The 6,199-nt window shown below is 72.1% G+C and carries 6 protein-coding genes and 1 pseudogene; 4 read left to right on the forward strand and 3 right to left on the reverse strand.

Annotated elements, in window-relative coordinates:
• Positions 1 to 998, reverse strand: a pseudogene (locus JGS39_RS35040) (hypothetical protein); the annotation flags it as partial.
• A 3-nt stretch (positions 999 to 1,001) separates the two neighbouring features.
• Complete coding sequence (locus JGS39_RS35045) at positions 1,002 to 1,901, reverse strand: SGNH/GDSL hydrolase family protein (protein ID WP_219573787.1); 900 nt, start codon at positions 1,899 to 1,901, stop codon at positions 1,002 to 1,004.
• 182 nt (positions 1,902 to 2,083) lie between these two features.
• On the opposite strand from JGS39_RS35045, the gene JGS39_RS35050 reads away from it, so the two are divergent.
• The 3 genes from JGS39_RS35050 (at position 2,084) to JGS39_RS35060 (ending at position 4,659) form a co-directional block, all read left to right on the forward strand.
• Positions 2,084 to 3,295: a PucR family transcriptional regulator gene (locus tag JGS39_RS35050; RefSeq protein WP_236064546.1), complete on the forward strand. Its 1,212-nt coding sequence runs from the start codon at positions 2,084 to 2,086 to the stop codon at positions 3,293 to 3,295.
• Between the two features lie 77 nt (positions 3,296 to 3,372).
• Positions 3,373 to 4,068 (forward strand): class I SAM-dependent methyltransferase, encoded by a 696-nt coding sequence (locus JGS39_RS35055; protein WP_219573791.1) that lies wholly within the window; start codon positions 3,373 to 3,375, stop codon positions 4,066 to 4,068.
• Positions 4,069 to 4,176: 108 nt separating this feature from the next.
• On the forward strand, positions 4,177 to 4,659 hold the full coding sequence (locus JGS39_RS35060; RefSeq protein WP_219573793.1) for a DoxX family protein: 483 nt from the start codon (positions 4,177 to 4,179) through the stop codon (positions 4,657 to 4,659).
• Between the two features lie 129 nt (positions 4,660 to 4,788).
• On the opposite strand, the gene JGS39_RS35065 is transcribed toward JGS39_RS35060, so the two are convergent.
• A complete protein-coding gene (locus JGS39_RS35065) occupies positions 4,789 to 5,136 on the reverse strand; it encodes a hypothetical protein (RefSeq protein WP_219573795.1) in 348 nt (115 codons plus the stop codon).
• A 257-nt stretch (positions 5,137 to 5,393) separates the two neighbouring features.
• Here JGS39_RS35065 and JGS39_RS35070 point away from each other — a divergent pair.
• Positions 5,394 to 6,199 (forward strand): slipin family protein (locus tag JGS39_RS35070; protein WP_219573797.1); only part of this gene is annotated, 806 nt, incomplete at its 3' end.

The raw sequence follows: 6,199 nt of genomic DNA on the forward strand, positions 1-6,199 counted from the left end.
ATCTCGCAGCGGAACGTGGCGGGCTGGGTACTGAGGGGAAGCCTTCGGGGGACACCGTCGCGGTCGCGGTTCAGTACGGAACCGGGCGGGCCGCCGGGCAGGCCGAGATAGCTGGGTACCGTGATCTGCCCGGTGACCTCGCGGGCGATCCGGGCGTCCTGGGCGGCGGTGAAGTCGGTGACGCCGGTGACGGCGAAGCGGGGCGAGCGGTTGCCGAGGCGGCGGAACGCGTCGTCGCGGATGGTGAAGAGGTCGCCGGTCAGGCTGCGGGTGGAGGCGACGGTGAAGTCCCAGGCCAGGTTGAGCCCTTCGGTGGTGACCCCGGCCCTGCGCAGGGCCGCGAGGGAGGGGCGGAGGCGGTCCTGGCGGGCGCGCAGCGGGTCATGGGCCGGCAGCCGCCGGCCGGCGACGGCGGCGAACGCGGCGCCCGCCGGGACCGCGCGGCCGGCGGAGTCCTTGAGACGGCGCAGGGCCACGGCGTAGTGGTGGCCGTCGTGGAGGTTGCGGGCGGGGTGGATCAGCAGGGCCCGGCGCGCGGGGTCGGTGGCGTTGGCGTCGAGTTCGGCCCAGTACGGCCACCGCTCACCGGTGGTGGTGTCCAGGAGGACGACCGGGGCGTCCCGGTCGAGGGAGCGGCCGATGTCGGTGAGCGGGGCCGCGCCGCTCACCGCCAGGTCCAGGCCCGGCACCTGGGCGATCAGGGCGGAGCCGGGGGAGAAGCCGTCGGACCGGTTCCAGGCGGCCGGGTCGATGGGCAGCCCGGTCGTGGCGCGGGGCAGTACCGCGGCGGCGAAGTCCACCCGGCGGCCCGTTTCGGTGTCCGGGTCCGGCCGGGTGTACCAGTCGTTCGGGAACGGCAGCAGGCACTCCGCGGGCGCCAGCGGATCGCAGCCCGTGGCCGACGGGTGGCCCGCCCGGGCCGCGTGGGCGGGCGGGGCGTGCAGGGCGGCCGCGCCGAGCGCCGCCGCGAGCAGGCCGTGGAGCAGCCGCTGCCGCATGGTTCAGCTCCCCTGGAGGTGTGCGCCGATGATGCGGGCGTACGCCGCCTCACCCTGCCGGTTGGGGTGCAGCGGGGCGGCCGCCGCCGTAGGCACGTACCCCTCGACCCACTTGTCCGAGGGGGCCTGGCAGGCGTCGTGGCCCTTGCTCGGGGTGGCGACGTCGACGTACTCGGCGCCGTGCGCGGCGCTCTGCTCGGCGATCACCGTGTTCATCCGGTCGACGCTGCCCTGGAGGAAGTCGGCGTCCACCGGGAGCACGGGCTGCAGCGGCCAGCAGCCCCCCGGCTTGATGTAGAGCCCGTAGCCGGTGACGATCACCCGGGCCTGCGGCGACCGCTGGTGGATGCCGTCCAGTACTGCGGCCAGCCGGGGCGCGAACTCGGCGATCCGCTGCGCCACCTGGTCGACGCCGCCCTCGGTCAGTTTGTCCTTGCACGGGGTGGCGGTCGGGTCGAGCTGCATGCAGTCCTGCGCGATGCCGACCAGACCGGCGTCGTTCCCGCCGATCGTCAGGGTCACCAGGTCGGTGTCCGGGCGCAGCGCGTCGAACTGGGGGGCCGCCGAGCCCATCGGGATGTCGAGCAGGGAGAGCGACTGCTTCTCCGTCATGTGCTTGGACTTGGCCCCGCTGCAGGTGACGTCGCGCAGCGAGGCGCCAATGCTCGCCGCCAGCTCGTGCGCGTAGTTGTGCGTGGAGCGGCCGCAGGCCACGGGACCCGTGATGTCCGGGATGAGGGGCCCGGAGGCCATCGAGTCGCCGAGCGCGACATACGACGTGGTGTCGTCGGCTGCCGCCGAGGCACCGGACGCGCCGGTGGCGAGGCCCAGGCCGGCCAGGGCGATCGCGGCCGCCGATGTTCTGACGATTCGACAGAGTGCTTCGGTACGCGTTGAGTTCACGGCAACCTCCGGTGGGGGCGGGAGAGGCATGGCGGGTGTCGCCGGTCATCATGCAGACTCGGACGCCGTCGTTTAACTGGTGGGTAACGCAGACTTCCGCGGGGGCTTTTGTGACGCATGACAAAGAGCGGGCCGCCCTGCGGGGCCCAGGGGCGTGCCGCGGAGCCGATGTGCGGCATCCGCTGTGCATCGGAGACCGCCCGGTGGCAGCCCAGTTGAGGGCCCGCGCCCCTGCCCTGACCACCCGCGTCGTCGCCCGGCTGCTCAGTGATCTGCCGGTCTACGCGGAGCTGCCGCACGAGGAGATCGCGGGCGACATCGCGGACATCGTCCAGCACAATCTCCGGCTCTTCGCCGACGTCGTCGAACACCGCAGACCCGCCACCGACACCGAACTGGCCCAGCAGCGCGACTCCGCGGCCCAGCGTGCGGAGGAGGGCGTGCCGCTGGACGCCATCCTCACCGCGTACCAGGTGGGGATCGCGATGTGCTGGGAGGAGACCGCGCAGGACGCCGGGCCCGGAGACCTGCCGGCCGTCCTGGAGATCATGGACCGCATCATGGTCCTCCAGCAGCAGCTGACCTCCGCGGTGAGCGGCGCGTATCTGGAGGCCCGGCAGATCCTCGACAGTCAGGAACACGGTGGCCGGCACGCCCTGATGGCCGCCCTGCTGACGGGCGAGGACCTGGAAGACTTCACCCGGCGCACCGGACTGCGCCCGGCTGCCCGGTATCTGACGATGACGCTCGCGCTCGGTACGCACGACGACGAGGTGGGCCAGGCCCCGGGGCCCGGTGCGGGAGTGGCGGCCCGCCGCAAGATCCGCCGGATCCGCACGGCCCTGGACCGGTTCGCCGGCACGCCCGCGCTGACCGCTCTCGACGAGACGGGCGGCACGGTCCTGCTGCCCGTCGCCGAACCGCCGCCGTGGAGCGGGCCGGGCGGGCTGGCCGGCCTGATCGCCGAAGCCACCCGGGCCGCGGGTGTGCCGGTCACCGCGGCGGCCGAGACCACGGAACCGGCGGCGGTGCCGGCCGCCGTGGCCCGCAACACCGAGATCGTCGGCCTCGTCGCCCGCACGGGCAGGCCTGCGGGCCTGTACCGGCTGGCCGACGTCCTGCTGGAGTACCAGCTGAGCCGGCCGAGCGGGGCACTGAACGGCCTCGCTCGGCTTCTGCACCCGCTGGAGGCCAAGCCGGAGCTGCTGCACACGCTGGAGACGTACCTCGCGCACGGCCTGGACCGCAGGGCGGCGGCGGCCGCGCTGCACGTCCACCCGAACACCGTCGACTACCGCATCCGCCGCATCGGCCGGCTGACCGGCCTCTCCCCGGCCCGGCCCATGGACCTCCAGCACCTCAACGCGGCACTGGTCGCCCGCCGTTCGGTATGAGGCGGGGGGACGGTGGACTCCGATGGGCAGGTACGAGGCGGGGGAACGGCAGCTGCCGACCGTTCGTTCGGCCGAGTATGAGCGAACGACTGGTGCGTGAGGGATATTCGGGGACGGGGCCCGGTGAGATCACTCCGGACGGCTGCGCGGTCGAGCTGTACCGACGGCTGGCGGTCAACGACGAACCGGACGTGATCGCCGCCGCCGTTCCCGCCGGATCGAGCATTCTGGAACTGGGCAGCGGTGCCGGCCGGGTGACGCATCCTCTGGTCGACCGCGGTTTCGACGTCACGGCGGTGGACGAGTCGGCGCAGATGCTGGAGCAGGTGCGCGGCGCGCGCACGGTGTGCAGCCCCATCGAGTCACTGGACCTCGGTGACGAGACGTTCGACGTGGTCATGCTGGCGTCGTTCCTGGTGCACTCGGGCGACCACCGGGTGAGGGAGGGGCTGCTGCGGACCTGCCGCAGATACGTGCGCGACGGCGGGGCGGTCCTCATCCAGCGCGAGGGCGAGGACTCCCACGTCGGCCTGCCGCGCGAGCGCGTCCACCCGGCGGGATACACGATCCGGATCGTCTCCGCGGAACCCGTCGGCGACGGGGTGGACTCGGTGCTCTGCGTGTACGAGTTCCCGGATGTCCGCTGGACGCAGACCTTCCTCTCGCGGCCGCTGTCGAAGGAGCAGTTCGAGGGCCACCTGGACGCGGCCGGGCTGCGGGTGGACCGCTATCTCACCGAGGACGGCATATGGGTGAGGGCCGTTCCCAAGTAGCTTGGCGTCAGAGTGAATCCGTGGGCGTCGGAGCGATGAGTTCTCGGCGGGGAGCCGGTCTGACCTGGTGTGAGCGACACCGCGCACCGCTTCCCCGAGGAGACCGCCATGTCCGAGATCACGACGCCCGTATCCCCGTCCGCCGCCCCCGCCTCGCCCTCTGCCGCAGCCGGTCCTGCTTCCGCTTCCGTCTCCGCCGCAACCGGGCGCCGTGGCCGGGGTGCCGTCGCGCTGAGCGTGTCGCGGTACGTCCTCGCCCTGTTCCTGGGCTTCAGTGGAATCGCCAAGCTGATCGCCCACGAGTCCGCCATCGAGTCCTTCGACCGGATGGGCTGGAGCCATGGTGCGATGTACGTCATCGGAGGCCTGGAGACAGCCGGCGCCGTGGCCCTGCTGATCCCCGTCCTCGCCGGGGTGGCGGCCATCGCCTTCTGCGGGCTGCTGGCAGGGGCTTCGGTCGTCCAGCTGACGCTGCTCGACCCGCCGAACGCGGTGATGCCCGCGGTGCTCGTCGTGGTGATGGTCCTCATCGCCCGGGACCGCCGGGACGGAACGGCGGCACTGGTCGCACGGGTCCGCCGCGGTGCGTGAGGCCGACACGGGTGCGGATGTGCACCGGGTGCGCGACCCGTCGGGGCCGCCACCCGGTGCACATCCGCATCGACGTCCGGTGGACCGGCGACCTGAGGATCGGTGAACGGTGGACCGGCGTCCGGTGGATCAGTGGACGGTGGTGAAACTGCGCCACGGGAGCGCGCTGGGCGCGTTGACGTCGGAGAGCGTGGTCGCCAGGTACGTCGTGCCCGGGCCGGTGCAGTCCCGCGTGCGGTAGAGGATGATGTCGATCAGGGTCTCGTTGAGCACTTCCTTGGCTCCCGCGGGGGCGAGCCGGTGGCATCCCTTCACCGAGGGACTGTTCACCATGATCACGGCGTCCCGCTCGGTCGTGTAGATGACCGGGCCGACAGCGGTCCGGCCGAGGCCCGAACAGCCCGCGACGGTGAGGGTCAGGAGCGCGGTCCCGGCGGCGATGCCGAGACGGCGGCGTCGGTGGTCGATCACGGGCATGGGCGGGTCCTCGTCTGTCTCGTCCGGCTCATCCGTACGCACTCCGTCACGTCACCCCGTACGCGGCGGAGCGACGTGCTGACGCTGGTCACCCTGCCCGCTCCCGGCGGGCCCGGCATCCGGGGACGGCCGGGCGGGGGACGGGAGGACCGGCGGAGGTTCGCCCGCTGCCCAAAGGGGGCATAACGTGGTAATAGCGCTTCGTTCGGTATGAGGTGCACGTTCGTTCCGGTGTTTCCGGATGGCAGGGGGCCGTCATGGTCCAGGAGCTCTTGATCGCAGTGGTCGCGGCGGTATCGGCGGGTGCCGTGTACACGGCGGCGGCCGCCCGGGTCGTCAAGCAGTACGAGCGGGGCGTGGTGCTCAGGCTCGGCCGGCTCCGCAATGATGTGCGCGGGCCCGGATTCACCATGGTGCTGCCCGGCGTCGAGCGGCTGCGCAAGGTCAACATGCAGATCGTGACCATGCCTGTGCCGGCGCAGGACGGGATCACCCGGGACAACGTCACGGTGCGGGTGGACGCGGTCATCTACTTCAAGGTGGTCGACGCCGCGAGCGCGGTCGTGGAGGTGGAGGACTACCGGTTCGCCGTCTCGCAGATGGCGCAGACCTCACTGCGTTCGATCATCGGCAAGAGCGATCTGGACGATCTGCTCTCCAACAGGGAGAAGCTCAACCAGGGCCTGGAGCTGATGATCGACAGCCCCGCGGTGGGATGGGGCGTGCAGATCGACCGGGTCGAGATCAAGGACGTCTCGCTGCCGGAGACGATGAAACGCTCCATGGCCCGCCAGGCGGAGGCCGACCGTGAGCGGCGCGCCCGGGTCATCAACGCGGACGCGGAGCTCCAGGCGTCCAAGAAGCTGGCCGAGGCGGCGTCGGAGATGTCGGCCCAGCCCGCAGCGTTGCAGCTGAGGCTGCTCCAGACGGTGGTGGCGGTGGCGGCGGAGAAGAACTCCACCCTGGTGCTGCCGTTCCCGGTGGAGCTCCTCCGCTTCCTGGAACGGGCTCAGCAGCCGGCGCCGCCGCAGGCGCAGCCCATGGACAGCGCGCCCCAGGAACC

Origin of the sequence: Streptomyces poriferorum, assembly GCF_019399235.1 — a bacterium.
Taxonomy (GTDB): Bacteria; Actinomycetota; Actinomycetes; order Streptomycetales; family Streptomycetaceae; genus Streptomyces; species Streptomyces poriferorum.

What these genes read in the sequence shown, in the direction of transcription:
- JGS39_RS35055 (WP_219573791.1), top strand. Translation starts at nt 3,373, where the DNA reads ATGAGCGAACGACTGGTGCGTGAGGGATATTCGGGGACGGGGCCCGGT.
- JGS39_RS35065 (WP_219573795.1), bottom strand. Translation starts at nt 5,136, where the DNA reads ATGCCCGTGATCGACCACCGACGCCGCCGTCTCGGCATCGCCGCCGGG.
- JGS39_RS35060 (WP_219573793.1), top strand. Translation starts at nt 4,177, where the DNA reads ATGTCCGAGATCACGACGCCCGTATCCCCGTCCGCCGCCCCCGCCTCG.